The organism is Streptomyces huiliensis, assembly GCF_020037025.1.
Lineage (GTDB): Bacteria > Actinomycetota > Actinomycetes > Streptomycetales > Streptomycetaceae > Streptomyces > Streptomyces huiliensis.
The window spans coordinates 1-2,894 of the sequence record NZ_JAIQLH010000471.1 but is presented as its reverse complement, the minus strand read 5'-3'; the positions used below and the strand labels follow the sequence as shown (position 1 = coordinate 2,894).

The following is a 2,894-nucleotide window of genomic DNA, read 5'->3' as shown; positions in this document are numbered from 1 at the left end:
CGGATCGGCCTGCCCCGCCGGAGCGGCCTGCCCCGCCGGCCCGCCCGGCTCGCCGCCCACGCCCGGCTCGCCCCGCGCGGCGGACTCGCCACGCGCGGCCGGCCGCGGCAGGCGGGGCAGTGCCGTCAGCAGCCCGGCGGTGAGCAGCACCGCGGCGCCGGACAGCGTGGCGAACGCGGCACGCCATCCGAAGGCGTCACCCACGAGCGTGCCCAGCGGAACGCCCACGACCGAGGCGGCGGCGACCCCGCCGACGGTGAACGACACGGCCAACGGCCCGTTGCGCGGCGCCACGAGCCGTACCGCCACCGCCGAGGCCAGGCCCCACACACCTCCCATCCCCACCCCGACGACGACCCGGGAGACCGCCAGCGTGCCGAAACCGTCCGCGACGGTGGTCAGGGCGTTGCCCGCCGCCAGCACCAGCATCGCCGCCGCGAGCACCACGCGCCGGTCGAGCGCGCCCACCACGCGGACGACCAGCGGAGCGGTCACGGCGGTCACCAGGCCCGTGACCGACAGGCTCAACCCCGCCTGGCCCCGGGAGATCCGCAGACCGTCGGCCATCGGGGTCAGCACGCCGACCGGCAGCATCTCCGACGTCACCACCGCGAACGTACTCAGCGACAGCACGGCGACCGCCAGCCACTGCCACGGTCTGGTGCGGCCGGACGGACCGGTGCCGGAACCCTGCGAACCCTGTGCATTCATGGCACCCAGCCAAACAGCAGGTCAGGGCCCGGATCATCGGCCGATTCCTCATGCGTCGATCAACTAGAGTGATCGATGGGCCGATCCGCGAGCCGGCCTGTCAGCCGGCCGGCACGGTCCGTCGGAAGGGGAGCACGATGAACCCGGTGCACGTCCAGGAGATCGAGTGCCTCCTCGCGCTCGCCGAAGAACTGCACTTCGGCCGGACGGCCACGCGGCTGGGCTGCTCCCAGAGCCGCGTCAGCCAGCTGGTGGCCGCCCTCGAACGCCACGTCGGCGCGCGCCTCGTCGAACGCACCAGCCGACGCGTGGAACTGACCAGGCTGGGCGCGCAGTTCGTGGACGAGGTGCGCCCCGCCCACCAGGCGTTGACCACCGCGTTCGACCAGGCCCGCGAGCGCGCCCGGCGCGGCGCCCTGTGCCGGTTGCGCGTCGGGTTCCAGGGGAACGTCTACGAGGAGGTCACCGAGGCGTTCCGCCGGCTCCGCGCGCACCACCAGGTCACGATGGCGCTCAGCGAGATCCCGTTGGGCTCGCCCTTCACGGCCGTGCTCGACCACCGGGTCGACGCGGCCGTCGTCGAACTCCCCGCCAGGGAGCCGGAGCTGACCGTCGGCTTCCGTTTCCCTCCGCAGGACCGGTTCCTCGCCGTCGCCACCTCCCACCCGCTGTCCGGCTCCGACCGCGTCCACGCCGAGGAACTGGCCGGGCTGGACGTCCTCCACCCGGCCGGGGACGCCCCCGACTACTGGATGGCCGCCCACGTCCCGCGGTCCACGCCCGCCGGTGCGCCCATCCACTCCACCCGGGGGATCAGCGGTGTCCAGGAAGGACTGGCGCTCGTGGCCGCCGAGGACCACGCCATGTTCGTCTGCCGGCCACTGGCCGAACGCGTCCCACGCGGTGACGTGCGCTACGTCCTGGTCGAGGGTCTCGGCGCGCCGTCGCAGATGGGCCTGGTCTGGCGCACCGACCGGACCACGCCGCAGCTGACCGCGCTCGCCGGCCTCCTCCACGAGGAGTTCACCCGGACCGCCCTCCCCGCCGCGCCGCGGTCCGCCCGCCCCGGGCCGCCGGAGGGGTCCGGGGAGCGGGAGCCCTGCGGCCTCCGGCCCGGGCCCGCGACACCTGGGCAGCCCGCGTAGCGCCGTCCGGCGGAGCGCCCCGGCAGGCCGCGCCCGGCAGCCGCGGCGATGTCCGGGAAGCCGCGGAAGGGCGGGTCGGACGCTGCCGAAGACGTACGCGCGAACCTGCCTCTTCGGCCGCCGGCTTCGCGCGCCTACACCGGCGAGCGCTCCCGCGCCACCGCCGGGACGGCTCCCGCGCCCGCCGGGTGGAGGGCCGCGGGCTCGGTGAAGGCCGCGGTGCCGAGGGAGGTCAGGGAGGCCGTCGCCCGTTCGAAGGTGACCGCCGGTTCGGCGCCGCGGTCGCGCCAGGGGTCGGCGGCGGGGGCGGAGGCCGGCACGAGCAGGGTGAACCACACGGCCTTCCCGCCCTCGGGACACGGCTGCACGCCCCAGCCGGAGCTGAGCGCCGCGACCAGGGCGAGGCCGCGCCCGTGGGTGCTGGTCTCGTCCGGAGCGCCGACGCGCGGCAGCCGGGGGTCGTGGTCACGTACGGACACGGTGAGCCGGTCGAGCATGAGGGAGATCTCGACCGTGCACCGCTTGTCCGGTTCCGCGTGCTGGTGGACGTTGGTGAGGAGCTCGGTGACGCCGAGCGCGGCGGGGTCGATGAGCGGATCGAGATGCCAGTAGCGCAACTGCGCAGAGACGATTCTGCGCACCTGCCGGATCCGCTGCGGCAGGGCCTGGAGCTCGACGGTGCAGTGCTTGTTCACTCGGCTGATCACGGCTGCGACTCCCTGAAGAAGTAGGGCTAGCCTGATGCAGATGCGTGGCGCGGTGCGCGCCCGTCCCGGTCCGGCGGGCGGGCCGGACCGCACGACGGAACCGATCCGGAACGCGACCGTCGATGAACCCTCAGTGATGCTGTGTACGCCTCAAGGTTCGACCCTCGCCGTCCCGGGCGCAACTCGTGCGCCCCCACCGTGCACCCGTGCCGCCCCTGTCGCGCGTGCGCCCCGGCGGGTGCGCGGTGCCGCTTCCGGGAGGGTGGGCCCTCAGGGCGGCCCTCGGCGCCCGTGTCCGGGGGCGTGCTCACCCCGGCCCGTCGCCGCGCGC

The 2,894-nt window shown here is 75.2% G+C and carries 3 protein-coding genes; 1 reads left to right on the top strand and 2 read right to left on the bottom strand.

Features of this window, described 5'->3' with window-relative positions; translation table 11 throughout:
• The coding region (locus JNW98_RS35215) for an MFS transporter (RefSeq protein ID WP_223772335.1) at nucleotides 1-711 on the bottom strand (711 nt) is incomplete at its 3' end.
• 137 nt (nucleotides 712-848) lie between these two features.
• On the opposite strand from JNW98_RS35215, the gene JNW98_RS35210 reads away from it, so the two are divergent.
• On the top strand, nucleotides 849-1,856 hold the full coding sequence (locus JNW98_RS35210) for a LysR family transcriptional regulator (protein ID WP_223772334.1): 1,008 nt from the start codon (nucleotides 849-851) through the stop codon (nucleotides 1,854-1,856).
• Between the two features lie 134 nt (nucleotides 1,857-1,990).
• On the opposite strand, the gene JNW98_RS35205 is transcribed toward JNW98_RS35210, so the two are convergent.
• Complete coding sequence (locus tag JNW98_RS35205; RefSeq protein ID WP_223772333.1) at nucleotides 1,991-2,563, bottom strand: ATP-binding protein; 573 nt, start codon at nucleotides 2,561-2,563, stop codon at nucleotides 1,991-1,993.
• Between the last annotated feature and the right edge of the window lie 331 nt (nucleotides 2,564-2,894).